Annotated in this window: 32 protein-coding genes; 25 read left to right on the forward strand and 7 right to left on the reverse strand. The window is 38.1% G+C overall.

Annotated features, from left to right (window positions below):
* Nucleotides 1–14: 14 nt before the first annotated feature.
* The 4 genes from kamA (at nt 15) to RCG22_RS24440 (ending at nt 2,930) form a co-directional block, all read left to right on the forward strand.
* Nucleotides 15–1,454 carry a lysine 2,3-aminomutase gene (gene kamA, locus RCG22_RS24425; RefSeq protein ID WP_308105042.1) on the forward strand — a complete coding sequence of 480 codons (1,440 nt, stop codon included), beginning with the start codon at nt 15–17 and terminating at the stop codon, nt 1,452–1,454.
* Nucleotides 1,455–1,465: 11 nt separating this feature from the next.
* Nucleotides 1,466–1,750, forward strand: coding sequence for a YokU family protein (locus RCG22_RS24430; RefSeq protein ID WP_098262096.1), 285 nt, complete (start codon nt 1,466–1,468; stop codon nt 1,748–1,750).
* A 136-nt stretch (nt 1,751–1,886) separates the two neighbouring features.
* Complete coding sequence (locus RCG22_RS24435) at nt 1,887–2,111, forward strand: YozE family protein (RefSeq protein WP_308107244.1); 225 nt, start codon at nt 1,887–1,889, stop codon at nt 2,109–2,111.
* A gap of 123 nt (nt 2,112–2,234) precedes the next feature.
* Nucleotides 2,235–2,930, forward strand: coding sequence for a hypothetical protein (locus RCG22_RS24440; protein WP_308105043.1), 696 nt, complete (start codon nt 2,235–2,237; stop codon nt 2,928–2,930).
* Between the two features lie 6 nt (nt 2,931–2,936).
* Here RCG22_RS24440 and RCG22_RS24445 read toward each other — a convergent pair whose 3' ends face one another.
* Nucleotides 2,937–3,104: a hypothetical protein gene (locus tag RCG22_RS24445; RefSeq protein WP_176525552.1), complete on the reverse strand. Its 168-nt coding sequence runs from the start codon at nt 3,102–3,104 to the stop codon at nt 2,937–2,939.
* A 192-nt stretch (nt 3,105–3,296) separates the two neighbouring features.
* On the opposite strand from RCG22_RS24445, the gene RCG22_RS24450 reads away from it, so the two are divergent.
* From RCG22_RS24450 to RCG22_RS24465, 4 genes are all read left to right on the forward strand, one after another.
* Nucleotides 3,297–3,470, forward strand: a complete 174-nt coding sequence (locus RCG22_RS24450; RefSeq protein WP_066256754.1) for a YozD family protein — start codon at nt 3,297–3,299, stop codon at nt 3,468–3,470.
* Between the two features lie 382 nt (nt 3,471–3,852).
* Entirely contained in the window at nt 3,853–4,650 is a 798-nt protein-coding gene (locus RCG22_RS24455) for a serine/threonine protein kinase (protein ID WP_308105044.1), read from the forward strand.
* An 11-nt stretch (nt 4,651–4,661) separates the two neighbouring features.
* On the forward strand, nt 4,662–5,432 hold the full coding sequence (locus RCG22_RS24460; protein WP_308105045.1) for a sporulation protein: 771 nt from the start codon (nt 4,662–4,664) through the stop codon (nt 5,430–5,432).
* Nucleotides 5,433–5,543: 111 nt separating this feature from the next.
* A complete protein-coding gene (locus RCG22_RS24465; protein WP_308105046.1) occupies nt 5,544–5,855 on the forward strand; it encodes a YodL domain-containing protein in 312 nt (103 codons plus the stop codon).
* A 159-nt stretch (nt 5,856–6,014) separates the two neighbouring features.
* Here RCG22_RS24465 and RCG22_RS24470 read toward each other — a convergent pair whose 3' ends face one another.
* The gene (locus RCG22_RS24470; RefSeq protein WP_098262090.1) at nt 6,015–6,143 is read right to left on the reverse strand and encodes a hypothetical protein; all 129 of its coding nucleotides are present in this window, start codon (nt 6,141–6,143) and stop codon (nt 6,015–6,017) included.
* Nucleotides 6,144–6,294: 151 nt separating this feature from the next.
* Here RCG22_RS24470 and deoD point away from each other — a divergent pair, with 151 nt between their 5' ends.
* The 6 genes from deoD to RCG22_RS24500 all read left to right on the forward strand — a co-directional run bounded on the left by deoD (nt 6,295) and on the right by RCG22_RS24500 (nt 13,179).
* Nucleotides 6,295–6,999 carry a purine-nucleoside phosphorylase gene (gene deoD, locus RCG22_RS24475; protein WP_098262089.1) on the forward strand — a complete coding sequence of 235 codons (705 nt, stop codon included), beginning with the start codon at nt 6,295–6,297 and terminating at the stop codon, nt 6,997–6,999.
* Between the two features lie 222 nt (nt 7,000–7,221).
* Nucleotides 7,222–9,414, forward strand: coding sequence for a heavy metal translocating P-type ATPase (locus tag RCG22_RS24480; protein WP_308105047.1), 2,193 nt, complete (start codon nt 7,222–7,224; stop codon nt 9,412–9,414).
* 25 nt (nt 9,415–9,439) lie between these two features.
* Nucleotides 9,440–9,646, forward strand: coding sequence for a copper ion binding protein (locus RCG22_RS24485; protein WP_098262088.1), 207 nt, complete (start codon nt 9,440–9,442; stop codon nt 9,644–9,646).
* A 138-nt stretch (nt 9,647–9,784) separates the two neighbouring features.
* Nucleotides 9,785–11,278: a lmo1851 family serine protease gene (locus tag RCG22_RS24490; protein ID WP_489685540.1), complete on the forward strand. Its 1,494-nt coding sequence runs from the start codon at nt 9,785–9,787 to the stop codon at nt 11,276–11,278.
* A 79-nt stretch (nt 11,279–11,357) separates the two neighbouring features.
* Nucleotides 11,358–12,272, forward strand: coding sequence for a CobW family GTP-binding protein (locus RCG22_RS24495; protein ID WP_308105049.1), 915 nt, complete (start codon nt 11,358–11,360; stop codon nt 12,270–12,272).
* Between the two features lie 85 nt (nt 12,273–12,357).
* A complete protein-coding gene (locus RCG22_RS24500; protein WP_308105050.1) occupies nt 12,358–13,179 on the forward strand; it encodes a hypothetical protein in 822 nt (273 codons plus the stop codon).
* A gap of 57 nt (nt 13,180–13,236) precedes the next feature.
* Here the strand turns inward: RCG22_RS24500 and RCG22_RS24505 are convergent, their stop codons facing one another.
* Nucleotides 13,237–13,482 (reverse strand): DNA alkylation repair protein, encoded by a 246-nt coding sequence (locus RCG22_RS24505; protein ID WP_308105051.1) that lies wholly within the window; start codon nt 13,480–13,482, stop codon nt 13,237–13,239.
* 159 nt (nt 13,483–13,641) lie between these two features.
* Here RCG22_RS24505 and RCG22_RS24510 point away from each other — a divergent pair, with 159 nt between their 5' ends.
* Nucleotides 13,642–13,920, forward strand: a complete 279-nt coding sequence (locus tag RCG22_RS24510; protein ID WP_308105052.1) for a hypothetical protein — start codon at nt 13,642–13,644, stop codon at nt 13,918–13,920.
* Nucleotides 13,921–13,972: 52 nt separating this feature from the next.
* The gene (locus RCG22_RS24515) at nt 13,973–14,392 is read left to right on the forward strand and encodes a FixH family protein (RefSeq protein ID WP_308105053.1); all 420 of its coding nucleotides are present in this window, start codon (nt 13,973–13,975) and stop codon (nt 14,390–14,392) included.
* 59 nt (nt 14,393–14,451) lie between these two features.
* Here RCG22_RS24515 and RCG22_RS24520 read toward each other — a convergent pair whose 3' ends face one another.
* Nucleotides 14,452–14,880 carry an Hsp20/alpha crystallin family protein gene (locus RCG22_RS24520; protein WP_308105054.1) on the reverse strand — a complete coding sequence of 143 codons (429 nt, stop codon included), beginning with the start codon at nt 14,878–14,880 and terminating at the stop codon, nt 14,452–14,454.
* Between the two features lie 231 nt (nt 14,881–15,111).
* Here RCG22_RS24520 and RCG22_RS24525 point away from each other — a divergent pair, with 231 nt between their 5' ends.
* Nucleotides 15,112–15,873, forward strand: coding sequence for an SDR family oxidoreductase (locus tag RCG22_RS24525; protein ID WP_308105055.1), 762 nt, complete (start codon nt 15,112–15,114; stop codon nt 15,871–15,873).
* Nucleotides 15,874–15,964: 91 nt separating this feature from the next.
* Nucleotides 15,965–16,123 (forward strand): hypothetical protein, encoded by a 159-nt coding sequence (locus RCG22_RS24530; protein ID WP_166251735.1) that lies wholly within the window; start codon nt 15,965–15,967, stop codon nt 16,121–16,123.
* Between the two features lie 60 nt (nt 16,124–16,183).
* On the opposite strand, the gene RCG22_RS24535 is transcribed toward RCG22_RS24530, so the two are convergent.
* Together RCG22_RS24535 and RCG22_RS24540 are read right to left on the reverse strand one after the other, a co-directional pair.
* The gene (locus tag RCG22_RS24535; protein WP_098262081.1) at nt 16,184–16,744 is read right to left on the reverse strand and encodes a GNAT family N-acetyltransferase; all 561 of its coding nucleotides are present in this window, start codon (nt 16,742–16,744) and stop codon (nt 16,184–16,186) included.
* A gap of 305 nt (nt 16,745–17,049) precedes the next feature.
* Entirely contained in the window at nt 17,050–18,177 is a 1,128-nt protein-coding gene (locus RCG22_RS24540) for an amidohydrolase (protein WP_308105056.1), read from the reverse strand.
* A 169-nt stretch (nt 18,178–18,346) separates the two neighbouring features.
* Between RCG22_RS24540 and RCG22_RS24545 the strand changes: the two genes are divergently transcribed.
* The 7 genes from RCG22_RS24545 (at nt 18,347) to dapF (ending at nt 23,569) form a co-directional block, all read left to right on the forward strand.
* The gene (locus tag RCG22_RS24545) at nt 18,347–18,670 is read left to right on the forward strand and encodes a DUF4870 domain-containing protein (RefSeq protein ID WP_308105057.1); all 324 of its coding nucleotides are present in this window, start codon (nt 18,347–18,349) and stop codon (nt 18,668–18,670) included.
* A gap of 110 nt (nt 18,671–18,780) precedes the next feature.
* Complete coding sequence (locus RCG22_RS24550) at nt 18,781–18,978, forward strand: PLD nuclease N-terminal domain-containing protein (RefSeq protein ID WP_308105058.1); 198 nt, start codon at nt 18,781–18,783, stop codon at nt 18,976–18,978.
* Nucleotides 18,978–19,886, forward strand: a complete 909-nt coding sequence (locus tag RCG22_RS24555; RefSeq protein WP_308105059.1) for an ABC transporter ATP-binding protein — start codon at nt 18,978–18,980, stop codon at nt 19,884–19,886. Before RCG22_RS24550 ends, RCG22_RS24555 begins: the two co-directional genes overlap by 1 nt.
* Complete coding sequence (locus RCG22_RS24560) at nt 19,883–20,662, forward strand: ABC transporter permease (RefSeq protein ID WP_308105060.1); 780 nt, start codon at nt 19,883–19,885, stop codon at nt 20,660–20,662. Before RCG22_RS24555 ends, RCG22_RS24560 begins: the two co-directional genes overlap by 4 nt.
* 90 nt (nt 20,663–20,752) lie before the next feature.
* Complete coding sequence (locus tag RCG22_RS24565) at nt 20,753–21,607, forward strand: patatin-like phospholipase family protein (protein ID WP_308105061.1); 855 nt, start codon at nt 20,753–20,755, stop codon at nt 21,605–21,607.
* A 113-nt stretch (nt 21,608–21,720) separates the two neighbouring features.
* Nucleotides 21,721–22,506 carry a hypothetical protein gene (locus RCG22_RS24570; RefSeq protein WP_308105062.1) on the forward strand — a complete coding sequence of 262 codons (786 nt, stop codon included), beginning with the start codon at nt 21,721–21,723 and terminating at the stop codon, nt 22,504–22,506.
* 79 nt (nt 22,507–22,585) lie between these two features.
* Nucleotides 22,586–23,569, forward strand: coding sequence for a diaminopimelate epimerase (gene dapF, locus RCG22_RS24575; RefSeq protein WP_308105063.1), 984 nt, complete (start codon nt 22,586–22,588; stop codon nt 23,567–23,569).
* 7 nt (nt 23,570–23,576) lie between these two features.
* Here the strand turns inward: dapF and RCG22_RS24580 are convergent, their stop codons facing one another.
* Nucleotides 23,577–25,418 carry a DNA ligase D gene (locus RCG22_RS24580; protein WP_308107245.1) on the reverse strand — a complete coding sequence of 614 codons (1,842 nt, stop codon included), beginning with the start codon at nt 25,416–25,418 and terminating at the stop codon, nt 23,577–23,579.
* Nucleotides 25,419–25,466 lie beyond the last annotated feature (48 nt).

Genomic DNA, 25,466 nt, shown 5'->3' on the forward strand with positions numbered 1-25,466 from the left:
GGGAGGAATTTACAATGAGGCAATTTTTATATAAACCAAAAAGGCATTGGAAGGATATAGAGCTTTGGAAAGATGTTACTTCAGAGCAGTGGAATGATTGGCTTTGGCAGCTAACCAATACAATCCGGACATTAGAAGATTTAAAAAAGGTGATTCATTTAACACCCGATGAAGAGGAGGGGGTAAGAATATCAACGAAAACGATCCCCTTAAATATCACACCTTATTATGCTTCGTTAATGAACCCTGACGATCCTCGTTGTCCAATCAGAATGCAGTCGGTGCCAATATCGAAGGAGATTTATAAAACAAAATATGACCTTGAGGACCCATTATATGAGGATGAGGATTCACCCGTCCCCGGGTTAACGCACCGCTATCCGGACCGAGTTCTCTTCCTTGTTACCAATCAATGTTCGATGTATTGCCGCTATTGTACAAGGCGGCGTTTTTCTGGGCAAATTGGCATGGGGGTTCCCAAAAAACAGCTTGATGCTGCTATTTCCTATATTAGGCAAACGCCTCAGGTAAGAGATGTTTTAATCTCAGGCGGTGACGGTCTGCTGATTAATGATAATATTTTGGAATATATCCTTAAAAACCTGCGGGAAATTGACCATGTGGAAATTATTCGGATAGGGACAAGGGCACCGGTTGTATTCCCACAGCGAATTACTGAAAACCTTTGTAATATCTTGAAAAAATATCATCCAATTTGGCTGAATACTCATTTTAATACTTCAATCGAAATAACCGAGAACTCAAAACGAGCCTGCGAAATGCTTGCCAATGCTGGTGTGCCGGTGGGGAACCAGTCGGTTATCCTTGCAGGAATCAATGACAGTGTGCCAATTATGAAAAAACTCATGCATGATCTTGTCAAAATCCGTGTCCGGCCATATTACATTTATCAATGTGATTTATCCGAAGGAATTGGACATTTTAGGGCCCCTGTTTCAAAAGGATTGGAAATTATCGAGGGACTGCGCGGACATACCTCAGGTTATGCAGTACCGACCTTTGTCGTCGATGCACCTGGTGGCGGCGGTAAAATTGCTCTACAGCCGAATTATCTGATTTCCCAAAGTCCTGAGAAAGTGGTCCTTCGGAACTTTGAAGGGGTCATTACTTCTTATCCAGAACCAGAGAACTATGTGCCGGGAAGAGCAGAGAAGTACTTTCAAGAGGTTTATCCTGAAATGGATGAGAAGTGTTCGCTTACAGGAATCGCGGGAATTATGAATGACCAGCACTTTAATCTGGTTCCTGAGGGGTTAACTCGGCTAAATCGTCGCAAAGATTACAACCAAGACCCTGAACATACTACATTAAAGGATAAGCGCAGCAAACGCGATGAGTTAAAGGATAAGAAATTTAAAGCACTTACACAGAAGGAAATAGAAGGTCAGAAACCTGCAAACGAAGGCACATCAGCCGAAACGATGAAGGATTAGGAGGAGTGTCAATGAAAATTATATGTGAGTGGTGTGAAAGCAAAAATGTTGAAAGAATAACAAGCTCAGTTTTTTGGGAACTCCCAGATGGGACGCGAGCGATTGAAATCAGTGAAACTCCCACCTTTTCCTGCCCGGATTGTGGGATGATTTATCAAAGCGAACCAATTGTAAAAGAAATAGAGAATCAGTTATATTTAATTGATTGTAAACCAGTTGGAAAAGTGGTCAGCTTTGAAGAATTAATGGCAATTCCAAGGTTATTAAAGAAAAATTATTTTGATTTTTCTTCATAATAAAGGCAGCCTACGATGTTAGGCTGCTTTTGGCTATGGTGGAATTGATAAACTCTGGACTCATTCTTTCGTATCCTTTATAGTATTCCATATAAAACTATCCGAGATATTTGGATGAGAAAGGCGTTTATCTATGATTAAATCTTTTTATCATTTTTTAATGAAATATAGGCATCCTGCCCCAAAGGATGCTATAAGTGTCTTTGCTAATCATGCCTTTTTAGATCATAGTTTCCCTAAAGTCTCCGAGGACTATCATGAGTTAAGTACATATCTGGAATTGAATGGTCAGTATTTAGAATCAATGTCAGTTTTTGATGAAGCATGGCAGCAATATATTCTAACTGAAAGCAAAATATAAAACGTAATCGTCTCAGTAATGAGGCGATTTTTTCATTTTATAATTCTCATGCGCTTTTATTTAAACGGCGCATATACTATTGTAATCAAAATTCACGACTTATTATTGAGAGGATGGGAGGAAATGGGAAATAGAAAAAAACCGAAGTATAAGATCGGTGATACGGTCGTGATTACTATTTATGGAACTGTTGGCAAGATAACAGATGTGAAATGGCTCGATGGAAAGTATGTTTATGAAGTAAATAAGAGTGACGGATTATTTATTGAATCCGCCTTACAGTTACTTTCCGAATATGAAGGCGTTGTGATGGAACAAGAACAAATTGATATCGAATATAGTTTTTTCTTCGGCGATTTAGTTCAAGTGAGCGGTTATGGTGCAGACTTGTTTAAGGTAGTAGGTTTCCGTACAGAAATTTGGAGATATAAAGAAGATGCTTGGGAAGATGTCATTTATGAGTTATCAAGGGTAAGTGATGGCGAATGGCTTGAAGCAGGTGAAGAAGAGTTAACACTTGTCGCCGATGCTGAAAATGCCGATACATTCATTCAAAAACTGGGTCTCTTATACTTAGTAAATAAGAAGGAAAAGGTAGTTGATAATCCAAAGGTCCAGAACATGATTAGAAAAGCTGAATTTGAGGAAATTGAACGAAAAAAGGAAAAAAAGGAACTAATTGACAACTTATTAGACATATTTAATGATTACCGGATTTTATACGAAATGTTTCAGGACCAGGAATATTATCAAGTCATGCGTGTAATTCTCCGGAAATTAGAAAGTCTTGTCAGTAACGATGGTAAGAGCCACGTCTAGGTAAACCTACCACTTTGAAATTTCGAATAGTAAATAAATAACAAACGGGATACCAGCCCACTTAATAAGAAAAAACATCACATCTAAAAACTTCTCAAATGCTTGGAGGGTGAGTCCATCCTCCTGATTAACATCATCTATCCATGCCTCTAGTTTTAATTGTAAATTCAACATGATATCACCTCAGAAAAGTTCTTTTGATTCATCCTATGCTTGTCCATTTAAAAAAAGACATCTTCTCCTCTATAAATCTTGAGGTTTAATAAATCGTTGTTTCTGTACAAATAGGTACTCAGGAAGCACATCAAAGTAAATAGCATGAAAAAGCCATGTACATCATACATTCTCTAAAAAGGGGGCGATGCTATGAGAGAAATTGAAGTATTTATTGATACCGAAGAGATTGCCGAATTTTTCTTTCATGAGCTTGTGAAAAGGGGATACGTTCCTAGTGAAGAAGAATTAGAAGAAATTGCAGACATAACCTTCGAATATTTGATTGAGAAAAGTATTATCGATGAAGAAGAAGAGGATGAATAGGAAGATAATTAATCAAATTGAGGAAAGCTAAGCTGTATTTTCCTTTTATAATAGATTAATACGAAAGACGAGCCTTTGTGCTCGCTTTTTGTTGTGTTCATGTAGAAAAATTTATTAATACTTCATCGATAATAAATTCTCAAATCCTGAAACCTTTACTTTTTCAATCCGTATAGTTATTTACAAAGCTAAGGAGGGGAAAGAATTGTTAAAAAAAATCCTTAAGTTGATTTTTAAAAGTAAATCTCATGATAAATATAGTTCCTCAAGTGATGCCTGGAAGCGAAGGGATCATTATAAACACAATAACTTAGGCCATCATCATTATAAAAAGAAGTATAAAAGTGGAAGTTTTTTTAGCAGCTAGCCTGGTGTCCTTTTTATGATAAAAAGAATTTCTTTCCTATTTTCAAATTTATTTGAAAGACCGCTCTCAAATGATAAGCTCATTGCTGAACGCTACCAAGTGATTTCACATCTCGGAGCAGGTGGTTATGGTCATAGTTACTTGGTTTATGACTTAGTGTGCGGGCAGAAAAAGGTCTTAAAAGCCTTGCGACTCCATAAAAGATTGACTCAATCGGGACGAAGTGACTTCGAATCAGAGAAAAATCTGCTAAAATCAATTGATCATCCTGGTTTTCCAAGGTATTTTGAAGGGGGATATTTTAATAACATTCCCTTTTACACAATGGAATTTATCGAGGGGCTGAATTTTGAACAGCTTATTTTTATTGAAGGAAAGAAGATCCTTGAGAAAGAAGCATTTCAAATCATATATGAACTACTAAATCCGATTGAATATCTGCATGATCATCATATAATCCATAGAGATATTCGCATTCCGAATGTTATTTCCGATGGTACTAAAATAAGGCTTATTGATGTAGGATTAGGAAAACATCTCGAACTTGAATCAGCCGTTCAAACAACAAGAAAATCGAATCTCCGTAAAGAGGTTATTTATCAAGCCGATTTTTATGGACTGGGACATTTTCTCTTGTTTCTGCTCTATTCCAATTTTACATTTCCAAAACATAAACAGGAAAAGAGCTGGGAAGAGGAACTGGAAATTTCGAATCAGACCAAACACATAATTAGAAGGCTCTTGCAGATTGAACCACCATATGAAAACTGTGCCCAAATAAGAGCTGATATAATAAATCTATACTTAGTCTAGGAGGAGAAAAAATGTCTTTTTTTAACAAAGTATTTGCCAGTGTAGGAATCGGGTCTGCGGCAGTGGACACAAAGCTTCAAAAGGATACTTATATGCCGGGAGAGACAGTTAATGGCGTAGTTGAAATTAAAGGTGGCAAAGTGGAGCAGCAGGTGGACGAGATTTATCTTACCTTAAATACCACCTATTTAAGAGAGTCGGACGACAAAAAGTATACGGTTACTGCTTCTATCGACCGGTTTCAATTGACTACTCCGTTCACCGTGAGGCCGAATGAACAAAAGGATATTCCATTTTCCTTTCAGCTCCCTTTTGATACACCACTTTCAATTGGCAGGTCAAAGATTTGGGTAACAACAGGTCTGGATATTAAAGGCGGGGTTGATCCAAGCGATAAAGATTCTCTTAAAGTTGTACCAAACCAACTAATGTCTGCTGTGTTTAAGGCAATCGATAACTTAGGCTTTAGAATTCGGGAAGCCGACTGCGAAGAAGCACCGCGCCGATTACGGGGACGTTTACCATTTGTTCAAGAATTTGAGTTTGTCCCTACTTCAGGATTATTTCGTGGTAAATTAGATGAACTAGAAGTAGTTTTCTTCCCGTCTGGAAATGGCTCGCTTGATATCATGTTCCAAGTAGACCGGCGGGCAAGAGGGTTAGCTGGATTATTCTCTGAGGCAATGGGAGCAGATGAAACCAACGTACGTTTGTCAGTTTCAAATGCAGATATCCCTAATTTACAACAAAAAATCCAAAGTGTAATTCAAAGATATGCTTAATTGATTAAAAAAAGTGCGTTTCGACAAAAAAAGTGGAATTTCCATGGAGGATTCGACATTGTTCATAGCCAATTATTAGAATAAGCGATCAATTCTAAAAATTGGAGGTATATGATGATCAAAGTATTAACAAAAAGAGCAAGTATACAATATGATGTGACGATCTTTCAAACTCCAAAGTACCGTGAAAATAAAGGACATACAGAGGTTTATCGAACGACTATTCCCGCAAATAATCGAGAGCAATGCTTAGCAGAGACTTTTAGCCGCTTTAATGTTACTGACAGAATACCTGCAAATTATCAAGGGAGATTTCTTTCAACAGGGGATATCGTGTTAATTGACGAAGGTCGTGGTGGCCAACACTATTATCAATTAAAGCCTGGCGGCTGGTTCCCTATTAACAGAATAGTTCTCCTGTAATTCAAAAACCTAAGGAGCGTTCCTTAGGTTTATTTTTTAAAAATAACTTAGATGAGTGTCCAGCTCCGGCGCCCAGCGGCTTGTGAACTTCGCCCTTTTCCCTACGATAAGTCAAAGTGCTCCAGTCCATACGCCGCGAAACGGGCGCTTCCGCATTTCTTAATGCTTTCGTCCGCCGTTTGCACTGTTTTCTTTTGCATGTGCATTGTGTTCTGCCTCAATGGCCTCGGCAGGGATATGATTATTTTTCTTCGGTGAGTTAGTACGGCTTCGATGTTTTTTACCCATGAATATCTCCCTCCAATCTAAAAATAGCTTCCCACAAAATAATAAATTCATGTCTGTTTCATTGAAGAGTTTCTCATTAGAAAATGTTTATGTTATATTGTCCATGATACAGTTTTTATGACTGTTGTAGTGAATGATTGGAGGAATATAGATGAGTGTACATATTGGTGCGAAGGAAAATGAAATTGCTGAAACAGTATTATTACCTGGGGATCCACTTCGGGCAAAATATATCGCAGAGACTTTTTTAGAAGATGCAAAATGTTACAATGAAGTACGAAATATGTTTGGTTTTACGGGGACATATAAAGGACAACGAATTTCGGTTCAAGGGACTGGAATGGGGGTTCCTTCCATTTCTATTTATATAAATGAACTCATGCAAAGTTATAACGTCCAAAATCTGATTCGAGTTGGCACATGTGGAGCGATTCAAAAAGATGTAAAGGTTCGTGATGTCATTCTGGCAATGACAAGCTCCACCGACTCTAATATGAATCGTCTTACCTTCGGTCATGTTGATTTTGCCCCTACTGCAAACTTTGATTTACTACGTAAGGCATATGATGCAGGTGTAGCAAAAGGACTTAACTTGAAAGTAGGAAATATTTTTACGGCAGATTCATTTTATAATGATAATGCAGATCTTGAAAAATGGGCGAAGTATCAAATTCTTGCGATTGAAATGGAAACCACTGCCCTCTATACATTAGCGGCTAAATTTGACCGCAGAGCACTTTCGGTTTTAACCGTAAGCGATCATATTTTAACAGGTGAAGAAACAACAGCAGAAGAAAGACAATTAACCTTTAACGATATGATTGAAGTAGCATTAGAAGCTGCGATAAAAGAATAACCAATAATGAGCCTCTTCCAATTGGATGGGGCTTTTTAATTTTTCTACTTAACAGGAAAACACTGCCAATGTGGAGAATAACTAAGAACAACTCCTCTGTGACAAAAATCATCGAAAGACCTCATAATAAGGCATAAATTAAATATAGAAATAAAGTTGATAAAAATCATTAGACCAATATACGCTGCAGGGGTATAGTATATATTATATGAGGTGATCAAAATGAAGGAGCAGCTCAAATTAGATATTACCGGAATGACCTGTGCAGCCTGTTCAACGAGAATTGAAAAAGTACTTAATAAGATGGACAGCGTTGAGGCAAACGTCAATTTGGCAATGGAAAGTGCAGCTATTTCTTTCGATAAAGAACTTGTTTCCAGTCATGATATTATTACCAAAATAGAAAAACTTGGTTATGAAGCAAAAGAAAAAGTTAACAGGAACACCAAACAACAGTATAAAGAAGAGGAGATAAAACAGAAAAAACGAACGTTTCTTCTTTCGGTCATTCTGTCAATCCCCCTTTTATATACCATGCTAGCACATTTGCCTGTGGATTTTGGTTTACCCATGCCACATATACTAATGAATCCTTGGTTCCAGTTGCTATTAGCAACGCCGGTTCAGTTTTATATCGGCGGCCCTTTTTATTTAGGTGCCTATAAAGCTCTGAAAAATAAAAGTGCTAATATGGATGTTCTAGTTTCGTTAGGTACTTCGGCCGCTTATTTTTATAGCCTAGCTGAAGGACTGAAAACCATTGGAAACCCTGCTTATATGCCACATCTTTATTTTGAAACAAGTGCTGTACTGATTACTTTAATTCTATTGGGAAAATTATTTGAAACGTTGGCAAAGGGGAAAACAACGATTGCCATTTCGAAGTTGTTAAGTCTCCAGGCAAAAGAAGCTACGGTCCTAAGGGAAGGTAAGGAAATTCGAATTCCACTTGAAGAAGTGAACGTTTCTGATTACCTGTTAGTTAAACCAGGGGAAAAAATTCCTGTTGATGGATTGATCAGCTTAGGGCAATCTTCTATTGATGAATCCATGATTACTGGTGAGTCCATCCCCGTTGAAAAATCCGTTGGCGACAGAGTTATTGGTTCGACAATAAATAAGAATGGTACTCTTACTATTAAAGCAATAAGGGTTGGCAAGGACACAGCGCTTGCTTCAATTATTAAGATTGTCGAGGAAGCTCAAGGCAGCAAAGCACCAATCCAACGAGTTGCGGATACAATATCAGGTTATTTTGTCCCTGTGGTAGTTGCTATCTCATTATTAACATTCTTGATTTGGTACTTCTTCGTGAGTTCAGGAGATTTCCCTTCTGCATTAGAAACTTCCATTGCTGTTCTCGTTATTGCTTGTCCCTGTGCGCTTGGATTAGCAACTCCCACATCTATCATGGTTGGTACAGGTAAGGGGGCGGAAATGGGTATCCTTTTTAAAGGTGGGGAGCATTTAGAAACAGCCCATAAAATCAATACAATCGTCCTTGATAAAACAGGCACGATTACAAAAGGACAACCTATTGTAACCGATTTTATAGCTTATCAAGACGAGAAAAAAGTACTCCAATACCTCGTATCAGCAGAGAAGTCTTCAGAGCATCCACTTGCGGAAGCGATTGTGAAATATGGAGTTGAAAAAAGATCAAGCACCCTGCCGGTGAAAAGGTTTAAGGCTGTCCCTGGATATGGTATCGAAGCAAAAATAGGTGAGGATGAAATATTTGTCGGTACCCGTAAACTGATGACTCTTAAAAATATTCCCAGCATGGTCGGTGAACAAGACCTAGCCCGATTGGAAAACGAAGGAAAAACTGCGATGTTCATTGCCATAAATTCCAATATAATGGGGGTTGTGGCTGTTGCTGATACGGTTAAAGAAACAGCGAAACTGGCGGTTCAGCAATTAAACCAATTAGGAATTAAGGTGTTTATGTTAACGGGGGATAATGAACGCACAGCCAAAGCCATTGCAAATCAAGTCGGAATAACGAATGTTATTGCAGAAGTCCTTCCTGAGGAAAAAGCTAATCATGTCAAAGAACTACAGCTAAAAGGGCTGAAAGTGGCCATGGTTGGTGATGGAATAAATGATGCACCTGCCCTTGTCGTTGCGGATATTGGGATTGCAATCGGTACGGGTACAGATGTGGCGATTGAGGCGGCTGATATCACCATTTTAGGTGGAGAATTAACCTTGATTCCGAAGGCGATGGCGTTAAGTAAACTAACGATGCAAAATATTCGCCAAAATCTTTTTTGGGCCCTTGTTTATAATTCAGGTGGAATTCCCATTGCAGCCCTAGGTTTATTAGCCCCATGGGTGGCTGGCGCAGCAATGGCATTTAGTTCCGTATCCGTTGTGTCTAACTCACTTCGATTGAAGCGAGTTAAAATATAAATAAAAATAAAGTGAGGTAATCAATATGGAGAAAACAACATTACAGGTATCAGGAATGACTTGCGGACATTGTGAAAAGGCAGTGAAAACAGCACTTCTTAATGTAGAAGGTGTAAGTGAAGTAAGTGTTTCTTTAAAAGATGGCAAGGTAGAGGTCGGACATGATGTAAGCAAAGCACCTCTTGGGAAGTTAAAAGAAGCCGTCGAAGATCAAGGATATGATGTGGTATAAAAAAACGGTACTTATCATTTGGTAAGTACCGTTTTTTAAATTAATAATTTCACTAACTTTTCTTTGTTAATTTTATGTAAAAGATGTTATTCTAATCATTAAGGGTAATTTTTATGGTTAATGAAAGTGGTGAAGACTTTGATAGACGAGAAGAATGAACATGCAAAAGTGGAAGAATCAAACATTGAACAAAGGCAAGGCTTAGAAATTAGATCAGGATACATACGATTAAAGAAATTTCATTTTATCATGCTGTTGTTTTTGGTTGTGTTTCTATCTGCGGGAATAACAACATTTGCACTTGCATTTGGAGATGAAAAGGTAGTTACAGTTGGAACAGAAAGACCAGAATTTGATAAACTCTATGAAGCATTTGATACTTTGAAAAGTGGTTATTATAAGAATATTGACCAAAAAAAGGCCATCAATGGGGCAATTAATGGAATGGTGGAGTCACTTGATGACCCCTATTCAGATTATATGAGTAATGAAGAAGCCGAAAGTTTTCATGGCAGCATTTCTTCATCTTTTCAAGGGATTGGTGCCGAAATTCAGGAAAAGGACGGCCATATCGTTATTGTTTCTCCAATCAAAGGTTCTCCTGCTGAAAAAGCAGGGTTAAAACCAAACGACATGATTATGTCCGTGAATGGAAAAAGCCTTCAAGGGATGAATTCTACTCAAGCAGTAACGCTCATTCGTGGAAAAAAGGGGACAAAGGTGGAGTTGTCTATCCAACGTCCCGGAACAGATGCGCCAATGACTGTGCCAATTATCCGTGATGACATACCGATTGAAACCGTTTATGGTGAAATGGTGGGTGACGGTATTGCCAAGGTTCAAATTACAAGCTTTTCCAGCAATACATCAAAGGAGCTAGTTGAGACTTTGAATGAGCTAAATGGGAAAGGAATGAAGGGTCTGGTTTTAGACCTGCGCCAAAATCCAGGCGGTTTATTGGACCAAGCCATTTCGATTTCGAGCATGTTCGTTCCAAAAGGGAAATTAGTTTTAAAAGTAGAAGATCGAAATGGAAAGATTAAAGAATATCCTTCACAAAATGAAGGAAACCCAAAACTTCCGTTAGTCGTTTTAATTGATAAAGGAAGTGCCAGTGCATCAGAAATACTTGCTGCAGCAGTAAAAGAATCCGCAGGTGTGAAATTAATCGGAGAAAAGTCTTTTGGGAAAGGAACAGTCCAGACCGCTTCAGATTTCAAGGATGGCTCAAACCTAAAATTCACTACAGCGAAATGGTTGACACCGAACGGAAATTGGATTCATAAAAAGGGGATCAATCCTGATGTAGCAGTAGCCTTACCTGAATTTGCAACCTTAACAATTATTAATCCTGATAAGGAACTCAAACTAACTACATCATCGACTGAAGTTCAAACGGCTCAAAAAATGCTCAAAGCAATTGGGTATAATCCAGGACGGACAGATGGATTTTTTGATAAAAAGACAAAAGCTGCCGTTACTGCCTTCCAAAAAGCTAATAAGCTCCCAGTTAATGGAGTTTTAAAAGGTGATTCCACCATGAAACTAATGGAGTTACTAAGAGATAAAATCAAAACAAGTGATACACAAATGCAAGAGGCAGTCAAAGTATTAAAGGGAACGATGAAATAAACAAGAAGTGACCCGACTCTCTAGAGTTGGGTTCATTTTTTTAGCTTGCAATTTTTGATTGGTAGAAAGGAAATAGAGAATGAAAAAAGCTGAGGTTTATATATTATCCGGATTTTTAGGCAGCGGGAAAACAACCCTATTAAAACGTTTGTTAGAGGATGAACAGACATCAGGAAGAAAAACAGCCGTTATGATGAATGAACTAGGGAATGTCTCGATCGACTCTGATGCAGTTACGGGGGAGGATGTTTCCTTAAAAGAGCTGCTAGGCGGCTGTATATGCTGTTCCATTCAAGACAAGCTTGAAGCCCAGCTGCAAGGCTTGCTGCTAGATGAAAAACCCGACGTCATTTATATTGAGACAACTGGTGCTGCACACCCTGTGGAGGTTATAGATGCAATCCTTTCTCCATTGTTTGCAGATAAATTATTGATAAAAGGCATACTAACAACAGTAGATGGTACGAGATGGATGGATAGAAAATTATTAAGTCCACAGCTTCAGCAATTGATTCTCGAGCAAGTTAGGCATGCGAATTTTATTGTTATTAACAAAATGAATGAACTAGAAGCGAAAGAACAAGCAAAGATAACCTTCGAAATTCAATCGATCAATCCATATGCTAGATGTCTCCTCACTAATTATTCACAGGTGCCACTTGATCAGTTGCGAAAGCTTTCTGTTTCTTTCGAAAAGGTTGAGCAAAAATCACAGCAAATAAAATTAAATTTATCGACCTTTGTTTATCAATTTAAAACAGTCATCAGCCATACCGAATTTGAGGATTTTTTAAAAAGGTTACCTGATAGCATTTACCGAATAAAGGGGTATGTTAAATTTGATTATTCGGATTTTCCTTTCTTATTTCAATATTCATATGGGATGCCGATTTATTTAAAAGAAGACATGAATATGCCATTAAACCTTGTGTTTATTGGTGAAGATATAAGTTGGGGAGAGATTGAAACGCAACTAGGGAATCTTGAACTGTAAGAAAAATACCATGATTTTATGAATGATAAATTCCTCTTCAGGTAACTCTTTTAATGTAGCAAAGTTTTTGTACAAGGAGGATACAATGAAGAGGGTAGTGACTTGTTTTCTGTTTATTTATATCCTCCTATCTGGTCAAGGGGTTCAAGCAGAATCGACAATCAGTTATAAAATCGAGATGTTAAACTGGAAAGAAGTAAATCAACTTCTCCCAAAGTACACGAAATTTACCGTTATGGACTTAGAAACGGGAAAAAGGTTTAAGGTGCAACGACGTGCGGGCAGCCACCATGCGGATGTCCAACCATTAACCTCTAAAGATACAAAGGTAATGAAACGTATTTATGGTGGAAAATGGAGCTGGAAACGGCGTGCAATTATTGTTATCCATAAGGATCAATGGATAGCGGGCTCCATGCATGGAATGCCTCATGGTGCTGGAGCCTTAGCGAATAACTTTCCGGGTCACTTTTGTATTCATTTCTATGGTAGTACGACCCATCGTACTAACTCAATGGACCTATCACATATGCTGATGGTTTTAAAAGCATCCGGAAAGTTAAATCAGTATTTAGGAAAGGCAAATCCCTATGAGGTGATCAATGCCTATGTTGCAGGATTAAAGCAGCAGGATGCCCGGATTACCTCACAAGCCTCATTACAAGAAATCAAATGGAAGCCTATTTTAGCGGTTATAGAAAATATTAGAATTTCTCGAATGGAATTCTTACCCGCAGAGGATTTAACAAATGAAATTAGTTTGGATGTACCGATTGATGTGGACTGGTACATTAAAGATAGGGGCCGGCAATCCTTTAGAGGCGACATACATCTGATAAGATTTTCACCAATGGATGCGTGGAAAGTGGATTCACAGGACTTTTTAAAGGAAAATAACCTTAAATAAAAAAACATCCTTTTTGTTGGACTCCCCCAATAAAAAGGATGTTTTTTTTGAAATCGGCTAAATCGGTTGTTCGCCAAATTTAATAAAGGTACGTTCAACTTCTATTAGTCCGCAGGCACCGCATTGAACACGGAACTCTGGACCTTTATAAGGAAGATGGAATGGTTCTAAATCATTTTCACCATATTCTTGAATGACCGCTCCCGATTGAGGGTCAAGCTTAACAGAATGGGATACTTGTTGAATCACATTAAAGCGGCTCCGATTCGTTTTGCAATTTGGACATTTATAAGGTGTTGACATATAAGCTTTCTCCTTCCATGGTGTCTAGTTCCATCGCCCTGCGACAAATGGACGCGGCTAAACAGGCGATTCCACTTTTCAAGACTTGTTAATATCTATGTTTTGCAATGCTGATGGTAAATATGTAACAATGCAAGTGAAGACAAAGGAGGGGATTATTTGTCGATAGAAAAAATGTCCTTTGATGATCTTTTAAATGAATATCGGAAGATTTGGAATAATCGTTTACTAGATACCGAGGGCAGTGATAGTAAGGGGACTTTGCTCGACGCTATTAAAGGGGAGCTTCAGGATGCAAACTCACATCCTCGAACTAGGAAGGACAAGTATGAGAAATACTATTCTGCCATCAAAAGAGTAATCGATTCAACGGTTTCGGAAGAAGCCAAGTTAATGATAATTAAAATTCATAATCAAGTGATGGAAGAATTAAGTTAGGAGAGAGGGAACCATGAAAAAGCTTTTCGTCTTTTTGATGACTATTTTATGTTTGAGCATTATTATTTCTTGCAGTAATAAAAAGGAACAAGCTGATGATTTACCGCAGATGGTAGATGTAGCCTTATCCGTTAAACCAGATCCAGGTAAAATAAATGAGCCAATAACATTTGAAGCAAAAGTTACACAAGGGAAAGATAAAGTAGCGGATGCAGAGGTTATTTTTGAGATTTGGCGGTCAAAAGATGACAAGCATGAAAAGGTAGAAATTAAACATACCGAAAATGGAATCTATCGCCTTGAAAAATCCTTCTCTCAAGAAGGAACGTATTATATCATTTCTCACGTTACAGCAAGAGATATGCATAATATGCCTAAAAAGGAATTTACGATCGGAACACCGAGTGAACCAGAGGATGCTGCCAAGAAGGACACTATGGATGGCATGGAAATGAATGAAGATAGTCATTAAAACAAAAGGAAAGGACAGTCGATTTTGGCTGTCCTTTTAATCCCCATCACAATGGGCTTTTAATAGATTTCGGTAACGTCAATTTGTGAAAACTGCAGATCAACATTTTTAGGGATTTTTACTTCAAGCATGCTTTCTTTGAAAGTAGCTGTTGCTCCTTTCTTTTTTACAATTGCAGGGAGGGTTATCGTGTGTTTATCTTCATGAAGAGGGATATGTTCGACGATTAGTTGATTAGTTGTATAATAAATACGGAGTTGTTTCACCCATTCATCTTTTTTTAGTGGAATTCTAACATACACATAATCGTGGGTCTCAAAGACAGATGAATTCAAAATACCCTTAGTCGAGTCTAGCGATGGTCCCGATGGTTGTAATTTTTGAAATATGTCTTGAGGGTTCATAACTCCCTTCATGTTTGCAGGCATGAATTTCCCCATTAGTTCTTGCACATAATTATTTATTTCTTCAGGCTTCATTTTTGTCATCTTATCCTTCATATCTTTATCAAAAGGGAATATATTCCAAGGTAACACGGGTCTCATCCTTTCCGTCTTTCCAGATATCTTATCCTATGCTAATAATTGCCCATCCGTTATAAAAACTTAGTCTTTGTGCCAAGTAAGTTATCACTAATGGTTACTATAATTTGCATTAATAATTGTTTCTTTTTAACATATAGTTAAGAGAGAAATTCTAAAATAGAGAGGTAATGATTTGTGAGAAAGAAAACGGCTTTGATAACGGGAGGAGCTTCTGGTATTGGCAAAAAAACCGCTTTTTATCTTGCGGAAAATGGGTATCAGTTAGCCATTAACTATCGTAAAAGTAAATCCGAAGCAATTTCTTTAGCAAACCAACTGACTACTCGTTATGGAACAAAGAACATCGCATGCCAAGGCGATGTATCGAACAAAGAGGAGTGCATCCGCCTTGTCAATGAGGTCCTGTCCTCTTTTCCTACGGTAGATGTTTTAGTTCATAATGCCGGTCCATACATACATGAAAGAAAAAAGCTGACAGATTATTCCTTTGATGATTGGAATTATATAATCCAAGGAAATTTAAGTGCAGTATTTTATTTGTCAAAATTAATTATTCCTTCCATGCGAATCCAAAAATGGGGAAGAATTATTACCATCGGATATGACCGCGTAGAAACCGCACCAGGTTGGATCTATCGTTCGGCCTTTGCCGCAGCCAAGACAGGTGCTGCCTCTCTAACAAGGACAATTGCGATCGAAGAAGCGGAGCACGGAATAACGGCAAATATGGTCTGTCCAGGTGATATAATCAGCGAATGGAAAGAACGTGATATCGAGGATGCGAGAGGAAATGGTTCGATTGGACGTCAGGGAACAGGAGAAGATATAGCTAGAGTAATTGCCTTCCTAACGGATGAAAAATCGGACTTAATTACAGGGAGTATTATTCCTGTGACTGGTGGACTGGACGTATTAGGAAAAGTACTTAAGAATTAGTATAATTTTTTGAACTATTTGATTTTCAAGAATGAAAACTGCTGCCTTTGTAGACAATAGATAGTAATCATCTATGAAAGGAGCAAAGAAAATGAGTTTTAATATGAATAGAATCAATCCTAATCAAACCCAAGTATTTTTTCATGATGGCCGCTTTGAAACATTGACGAATGAGGAACTAGATGAATTTTTGCTCCAAATGGGTCTTAGTGACGTGAACGAAAGCATTGAGCAAAATATAACGGAATAATAAGAGATATTATTCATTAAACTGCAAAAAAAAAGCAAACGGCCGTGGCCATTTGCTTTTTTATGCTTCCAGCAATTGTGAATCGTCTGATTGAACCGCACCATTTCGCATAAGGTAAAAGGTGTACTGATCTTTTGGAATCTCATATAAATCATATACTTCATTATTTGCATTTAATTGCTCATAAATTGCTTTTCTGGTTTCATTTGCTTTGATAACATAAGGAAGTTTTTCCGCAGCTTTGATGGAGCGAATATTCACCTTGCGGATGCGCATAAAAACTGTCTCAATCCCTATTTCATAAAAAAGTTCTTGGAAAAAGGCATCCTTAGCCGGGTAATTATAACCCTTGCCATGATAGGGCTTGCCAAGCCATGTTCCTAAAAAACCAGCATTGTCTTCAATATCAAATAGATTAATTGTACCGATTGGTGCACCCCATTCGTCGAGGATCGTTCGTGAAATTAATTCACCGCGTTCTTCGGCTTCAATGGTTTGTTTGGTCATAAATAAGAATTCTTCATAGGAATCAGCTTTCTGGCGTACAAAAGGGAAGACATCAGGGTGCGTCATTAATTCGTACAATGTGTGGCTGTCATGAAGATCACGTTTTTTAAGCATGAATATCCCTCCATTAGGGCATTCCGATCCCATGTCAAAAGAAGCGGTCCACCCTCGAAATTTTTTATAAAGTTACTAAAAAATTCCGGGGTGGGAATCGAACCCACTAGAACCAGTAAAACTGGTGGCGCACCATTTGCCTTCCCTATATCATTTTTTGGTTAACAGAATGTGTTCGTAAACCCCCATCGTATTCAGGTCTCTAAAACATTTCACTTAGAGTATAATACAAGAAAAAAGCTAAAAAATAAATAGGTTTTTTGTGTATTTTTCGATAATATTTATTACCAATTTTCTACAGATTTTTAGGTTCCTAGATAGATCATTTCACCGCCAATCATCGTCCACTTAGGCTTTGCCAAGTAATGGAATGGATGATGGCTCCAAAGCACTAAATCTGCCTCTTTACCCTCTTCGATACTTCCGAGTTTATGGCCTAATTTCAAATTCTTTGCTGGTAGAATTGTAATTCCTTCTAATGCTTTTTGCTCGGATAATCCTTCACGAACCGCTAAACTCGCGCAAATATTTAAGTATTGAATGGGTGTATATGGATGGTCCGTAATAATTGATACTTCGACACCGTGATTCGTTAGTTCTTGATAGGTTTTCCACGTTTTATTTTTTAACTCGACTTTGGATCTACGCGTCAATGTAGGCCCAACAGAAACCTTTAACCCTAATCCAGACAACTCACTAGCGATTAAGTGTCCTTCCGTGCAGTGTTCAATTCGTAAATCAAGATTAAATTCTTCTGCAAAACGAAGTGCAGAAATAATATCATCCGCACGATGGGCATGGATTCTAACCGGAATTTCTCTTTTTAAGGCCATGACGATAGGCGCGACTCTGGGTAAATCCGGATTATCTGTATGGATTGCTTGGTAGAAGGCTTCCCTAAGCATTCCCATAATCCCCATTCTTGTAATGGAATCATTGTTGCCGTGGCTATGAATTCTTTTTGGATTTTCCCCCAGAGCAATTTTTAAACCTGAAATACCTTGAATAATCATTTTTTTTATATTTTTACCAGTTGTTTTGATAACGGAGGTTGTTCCGCCAATAACGTTGGCACTTCCCGGCATGACATGGACCGTCGTAATGCCGCTTTTGACTGCATCCGTGAACGCGGGGTCCAATGGGTATACCCCATCGATTGCCCGAATGTGGGGTGTGAGGGCTTCAACCGTTTCATTTGCGTCATTCCCGGCCCAGCCCGTGCCTTCATCATATAGACCTAAGTGAGTATGAACATCGATAAAGCCTGGAAAAAGGAATAATTCCCCACAATCAATTATTTTTACATCTAAATTTGTGGTTATATTTTTTCCGATTTTTTCAATTCTTCCTTCTTCAATAAGGACATCGCATTGATGGATAGGTCCTGAAGTAATTGGATATACCGTTGCGTTTTTTAAAAGAATTTTTTTCATAATAAAACCTTTCTGTACGTTGTTTATAGTTATTTTATCGATTTTAACAAGTTGCGTGCCATAGGGGAAGTTGATCCGATAAATTTTTTCACGGATTATGAAACCTTTTAAATAAAGCGGCGTAAATAGTAATGAATATTAAAAATATATTCCAATGGGGGAATAGAAAATGGTAAATAATGATGAAAGGTTAATGGCTGCCGGTATTTATGTGTTAAGTATATTTTTCCCAGTTATCGCACCGTTAGTAATCTGGATAATAAAAAAGGATGAGTCATCATTTATTGATTATCATGGCAGGGAATATTTCAACTTTTTGATTTCCTATACCGTTTACTTTTTTGTCAGCGGAATCTTAACCATCATCTTAATAGGATTTGTTGCCTTAGCGGTATTAGGGGTCATGCTCTTTGTGTTTACTATTATTGCCGCAATTAAAGCATATGAAGGAAATGAATATCGATTCCCGTTGATTTTTAGACTGATTAAATAAACCTGCAACTAGAACCCGAACCCGACAAAGAATTTTGTCGGGTTTTAAAGGATTTTTCGGTTCAAATGTAAAATAAAGTAATAAGAAAGAAATTACGGGGGTGGAAATAAATGGATGTCTTGGTAAATAATTTACCAATTATAGCACCAATCCTTATCATTCAACTGATATTAATAATCGTTGCCATTATTGATTTAATCCGTATAGAGACAACAAATGGCCCAAAGTGGCTGTGGGCACTCCTCATTTTATTCATTAACATAATCGGACCGATTCTCTATTTCGTGATTGGAAGGAAGCGGGACTAATGCCTCTCATTCAAATAAGTCATTTAAAAAAAAGCTTCAAAGGGACAGAAGTGATTAAAGGTATTGATTTCCAATTAGATAAAGGGAAATGTATTGCTCTTTTAGGACCGAATGGGGCGGGGAAAACAACCACGTTACGGATGCTTTCTGGGCTAATGGAACCGACGGATGGAACGATCATTTTTACTGATGCCAAAAAAGGAGAAGATATTCGTGAACTAATTGGGTACCTGCCGCAATTTCCAGTCTTTTACGAATGGATGTCAGGTCTAGAATTTTTGTCCTATGCAGGCAGACTTGCTGGCTTAGATCGTAGGGAGGCCAAGGCCCGATCCTTAGAGCTATTAAAATTGGTAGGGATATTGGAGGCGAAAAATCGTAGAGTAGCTAAATATTCAGGCGGGATGAAACAGCGGTTAGGAATTGCCCAAGCCCTTATTCATCGCCCTCAGCTTATAATGCTCGATGAACCAGTCTCTGCATTAGATCCAATCGGAAGAAGAGAAGTATTGGATTTGCTTGAAGGTCTTAAAAAGGAAACTACGATTCTTTTCTCCACACATATTCTAAATGACGCGGAAGAAATATGTGATGAGATTTTATTTCTGCATAATGGAAAAATTGTCGAGTCCGGATCCATGGTGGAGCTTCGGGAACGACATCAACAACCAAAAATTGATTTGTTCTTTACTGGAAAGTCTTTAGAATATGCTGACATATTTTCAAATCATAAACTTACTCACTCCATCAGTGTAGAAGGGAATAAGGTTAGTGTTTTTGTAACGAATATCGTTTTAGCAAGACAGGCATTCCTGAGATTGATTTCGGAACAAAACATGCCCCTTGAAAAATTTGAAGTAAGCAGTATGACCCTTGAAGATGTATTCATGAAGGTGGTGGGGAAATGAACCAATGGTTGACTTTATTCCAAAAAGAGTTAATAGAAATGTGGCGGAATTTCAAATGGATTTGGGTACCGATTACCTTTATTTTATTAGGTGTTTCAGAGCCATTATCTAGTTATTATATGCCGCAAATTATAGATTCACTGGGCGGATTGCCTGAAGGAACGGTAATCGAAATCCCGCCACCCACTGCATCTGAGGTTTTAATCCAAGGGTTGAGCCAATATACGACCATCGGTGTATTAATTATCGTCCTTTCAACAATGGCTATCCTTGCGGGTGAAAGAAAAAGCGGTGTGGCTGCGATGATATTAGTAAAGAATGTTTCTTACTTTTCCTTTGTTACAGCAAAGTGGGCTGGTGGCCTCTTATTGTTATGGCTTTCGCTTTTAATTGGCTCAATTGCGACATGGTATTATACCGGTATCTTATTTGATTGGATACCAATGGATGTTTTTTTTCAGTCGTATTTCCTATATGGCTTATGGCTTACGGTTGTTTTAACATTGACGGTCTTTTTTAGTGCCTCCCTATTGACACCCGGAATAGCAGGATTTAACTCTTTAGCAGTGGTGTTTATTTTCACAATAGTAACTGGTGCTCTATCCAATTGGCTTGAATGGAGCCCGTCACAACTAACAAACTATGCAAATGAGATGCTATTGTCAAGTGGTACTCCGGATGATACGCTGCCTGCTAGTCTATTAACATTAGCCTGTATCATCATCCTGCTTTGGCTTAGTGTGTTTATTTTTAGAAAAAAAGAACTAGCCTCTTAACGGAGTCATTTCATTTTGTATATTTATGTGGAAGGGCTATAATGGCAATTAACTATTAAGTTTAATGTTAACAGGAAAGGGCGTCGCAACATGGAAAACCAAGTCGGTTTGGTACTTGAAGGTGGTGGGATGCGCGGAGTTTACACTGCTGGGATCCTTGAATTCTTTTTAGAATCACAGTTGTTTTTTCCTTATGTTATTGGGGTTTCTGCGGGTGCTTGCAATGCCGCCTCGTATTTGTCAAAGCAAAAAGGGAGAAATAAAACCGTTACAATTGAATATGCTTCTGACCCAAGATACATTTCATGGAAAAATTACTTTCGAAATCGGCAATTTTTTGGCATGGATTTTATTTTTGACGATATTCCCAATAAACATGTACCCTACCATTATGATGTATTTTATAATAGTCCTTCTGAATTTGTAGTCGGGACAACCGATTGTCACACGGGAGAGCCTGTTTATTTTAATAAACAAGAATATGGGAACGACCTTTTAACGGTGTTGCGTGCATCAAGCTCGTTGCCATTTATTGCACCAGAAGTTCATTTTAAAGACAAACTTTTACTTGATGGTGGAATCAGTGATCCCATTCCAATTAAAAGAGCACAGTTGGATGGGTTTTCAAAAAATATTGTCATCTTAACTAGAAACCAAGGCTATCTGAAAAAGCCCTCAAAATTTCACTTTCTTGTAGATCGGAAGTACCCTGATTACAAAGGCTTGCAACAGTCACTTCGAAACCGATACCAAATCTATAATGAAACCGTTGAATACCTTGAACAGGAAGAAAAAGAGGGGAATGTATTGATCATCCGCCCCACAAAGCCGTTAAAGGTCGGTAGAATGGAACGGAATCCACAAAGATTAGAAGATCTATACAATCAAGGTTACGCGGATGCCAAAGCATCAATGACCTCGATTATTAGTTATATTAATGCTTAAGAGAAGGGACCCAACTAGTCTCTTCTTTTTTAATGTGAATTCAAATCTCCTATCATTTTTTTAGCTTTCATTAAATAAACTAGGACTAGAGGAATTGATAAGGAGTTTTCTAGATGAAAATAAATGAATATTACCGGGATACAGCTAATTTGAACCTAAATGGTAGTATTGCTGCGCTAATTCCAGCCATCGTCTTTGTTGCTGGCAATCTTTTTTTTATTAAAAACAAAGAAATAATGATATTAATAATCCCATTCCTGATTTATAGTTTAATTTGTTTTCAAATCTACCTTTTTAGGATGAGGCAGTCATTGTCAATAGACAGGAATTTAATGAATTCCGAGCGCAACCTTCAGTCTTTATTTGAGGCACGACATTTACTTGTGTTATTTCTGAATACCAATTCCTCACGCCTGCTCCTCTATTTTCCGGATGGGCATCTGGCAGGAATGATTGAGAGATTCGATGGCAAAGGATTAAAGAAATTTAGCCATTCGAAAATTTTTGCACTCTATCATTTGGATAATGAAGCCATCGGATATTTTAAGGTGAGTGGCCGAAAGGTTATTAAAATAGATGTATTTGATCAAAATAGACAATATTTAGGTCGCTTTGAAAAAAGGAAACTCGATTGGAGGACTAATAAGAAGAAATTACTAGATCCGAAAGGGAGGTATATTGGTGCTATCGAAGGCTCTTCTACTTTTATGGATGAACAAATTATAACAAGCAATCCGCTTCCGGACGGCCGGCTTCGCCGGGGATGGATGCCCATCGAATGGAGTCCGCTATTTCCAGAGCCCAATACACCAGTCCTCTCATTAAGAGAGACATTATCTGAACAGGACAAGCTCCTTCGAATGTCTTTTATCATTAACGAATATTTTATCGAAAGATAGAAGCTTCGACAGTTTCCCTCACGAACATTGTTTGATATGATGAATTAAACACTTTTATCAATTTTGTGGGGGTTTTACGATGCAAATCAAGTTAATAAAAGGTCATGGATCGGGTAATGACTTTCTAATCATCGACGAAATATCAAATGGATATGCTTTTACAGAAAAAGAACGTGCAGACCTCGCGAAGTTGTTATGTAATCGTCAATCTGATTTAGGTGCGGATGGCATTCTTTTCATTATGCAAAGCGAAAACGCAGATGGTAGAATGCGCGTATTTAATGCTGACGGGTCGGAGGCTTCGATGTGCGGAAATGGACTTCGACTTGTGGCTAGATACGTTTGCGAACATTTGGGGCGGAGTAAAGCTGTGATTGAAACGATGAAAGCGAATCTAAAAGTCAGCAAGCAAATAGAGCTTGAAAAGGATATCCACACCTACCAAGTGGAAATTTCGCCGGTCTTGTTTGAATTAAAAGCTCTTCCATTAAATTTAAATAAGCCAACATTATACAATGAAAGAATCGAAGAACTTTCTGAGGATTTAAGGTTTACAGCACTAGCTGTTCCGAATCCACATCTAATTGCCATTGTGGATGATGAACAGCTCCAAGGTGACCTACAGAAACAACTTAGTGAAAAAGTGAATGGTCCCAATGAGTTATTTCCAGATGGTGTTAATGTAAGCTTTGTTAAACACTTACAGCCTGGTTCCATTTATGTAAGGACATTTGAGCGCGGTGTTGGGTTTACGAATGCTTGTGGTACAGCCATGTCTGCCTCAACACTCGTCACTTGTTTACACGGATTAAATACCTTCGAAGAAGTAGTCAATGTTTTTAATAATGGTGGCAGAGTACAGTGTGTCGTCCATCAAAACGAAGGGAAATACACCATCGACTTGATTGGAAATGCAACCTATCTTTATAATGCAACAGTCAATGTTGACCTCGAGCAGGGGGCGTTTACTATCTCTTCGAAAATGGAATGGATGGAACAATCATCATATGAGAAGCTCCAATCAGAAGCACAAAGGTATCTCAAAACTGAAATCAAAGGATAGGTATTCCCTATCCTTTTTTGGTGCCCTTTTTTAGGATCTCTAATACAGGTGCAAATGGCTGAATTGATTTTGTTTGATAGTAATTCGAAAAAGGATCCCCTTGCCGGCGAATACGCTTGATTACATTTTCCATAGTAAACGAAACAGAAACGAGCTTTTCATTCACTTCCTCCCAATAAAGCGGGGTGGCAACACCACCATGTTCATTTCCTCGCATAGAATAAGGTGCGACAATTGTTTTTCCTTCGCTATGTTGCACATAGTCAACATAAAGCCTGCTCCCGCGCTTTTTTTTCATCCTTTCAATCGTAAAAGAGTCAGGATCCTTGGAAATTAAATATTCCGCAATAAAGCTTGTAAATAACCTGGTATCATCATATGTAAATTTATTTTCGGGCAGTGGGAGATAAATTTGCAGCCCTTTGTTCCCGGAGGTTTTAATGAACCCAATTAAATTTAATTGATCGAAGACTTCTTTAATGTGCAGTGCCGCCTTTATTGCCAATTGAAAGTGGTCCCTGGAAGGGGGGTCTAAATCAAAGACAATTTCACTGGGTCCGCTGCTATGAATGGTTTGAAAAGGTATATGAAACTCTATTGCTATTTGGTTGCCCAGCCAAACGAGAGTTTTAAGATTATTGCATAAAATATAGTCAATCCCTTCTGAAGAATGTGTTTGCACGAATTCAGGGGCATAATCCGGGCAGTTCTTTTGATAAAACGCTTCACCGAACATTCCGTGTGGAAAACGGATGACAGTTAACAAGCGGTCTTTTAATAATGGCAGCATAAACGGTGAAATTTCTCTTAGGTAAAGGATATAATCAGCTTTTCGGATCGAAAGTTTATCCCATAGTGGTTTATCCGGATGGGTAATATCTAAGTCTTCCGGCAAGTTTTTTTGAGCGAAAATAAAACGATCATAGGTACATAAAGATGGTTCTAGATCAAAGCGAAACCGATCAAAATGCGGCTCCCGAAGCTGATTTTCATAAAGTTCTAAATATTTTACTTCAATGCAAATGGCCGGTTCAACAATAATCATTTGTTCATCTTCTCGGATCATGTTTTGTTTTATCGTTTGCTGCAAAGCTTGTTTTTCCTCAGGTCTAAAGCCGAAAAGAACTTGACCGATTGGGTAGCTTTTATTTTCCTTATAGACACTGACATAAAAATAACCATTTGTTTTATCATATGAGCTAATAAAACAGCTGACAAATTTCCAATTTTTATATTTCAGCCATTGTAAGGATCGCTTTCCTTCCTCCCATAGACTGTTCTTGTGTTTGGCAATAATTCCTTCCCCATCATTTAAAACCACCTTCTCCCATAGCAAATCAAAATTATCATTGGCCTGGACAAGCTGAAGTAATTGTTCATTATAGGGGTCCGCTTCTAGTTCTAACCCGATTTTTTGAAACAGTTTGATGAGTTCCTTCTTTCTTTTTTGAAAAACAAGGGAACGTAATTCTTTTCCGGCAATCATCAGAACATCAAACACCATCAGGCGGCAGGGGGATTTGTGGGCTTGTTCGTTAATTTTTCGTTCCGATTTTAAGCGTCCCCGGACTTGAATCATCGAGAAATTAGCTTTATGTGTATTTTCTAATGAGACGAGTTCCCCATCTAACTGAAGAGGCAAGAAGGGCTTAAATTGTTCTTCATAGTCTAACAAAAAATCCTTTATTTCTGGAAATTGTGCGAGAAGTGACTTTCCGTTTCTGCTGGTCAGTACTATTCCTCGTGAATTCCATTCCAAAATAGCCCGAAATCCATCATATTTGACCTCGTAGAGCCAATCAGGATGTTCCGGTAAATCAAATGTAAGGCTTGGCAGCATCGGCTTCATCGTAAAATTGTCCCTTCTTTTTAATTTATTTTGTTTAATTATTATCAA

The sequence above is a fragment of the Neobacillus nitrireducens genome (assembly GCF_030915405.1).
In the GTDB taxonomy this organism is placed as follows: Bacteria; Bacillota; Bacilli; order Bacillales; family Cytobacillaceae; genus Neobacillus.